The 231-nt window shown below is 64.9% G+C and carries 1 protein-coding gene; it reads right to left on the bottom strand.

The window, feature by feature from the left end; genetic code table 11:
• Positions 1–231: cyclic nucleotide-binding domain-containing protein (locus tag KVT39_RS37580; protein WP_217591539.1), on the bottom strand; the 231-nt coding region annotated here is incomplete at both ends.

Raw genomic sequence — 231 nt, 5'->3', positions numbered from 1 at the left:
GAGTGCGATCGCGTCGCCGTTGTGGTGCCCGGTGTGCACGCCGCCGAGCCCGAGCGATTCGCCGACGATCGGGAAGCCGGTGATCTGCGCGTCGCCGTCGCGATGCATCATGGTGGTCTTGAACGAACCGGTCCTCACCGCATAGATCCTGTTGATCGCATCTCCCGCGCGAATCAGCGTTTCGCCTCGCCTGACGTGACGCGTCGTGCAGATCATTGCGTCGAGACGCGC

Source organism: Burkholderia sp. GbtcB21 (genome assembly GCF_019091065.1).
GTDB lineage: Bacteria > Pseudomonadota > Gammaproteobacteria > Burkholderiales > Burkholderiaceae > Burkholderia > Burkholderia pyrrocinia_C.
This window is presented reverse-complemented; position numbering and strand designations above follow the sequence as displayed.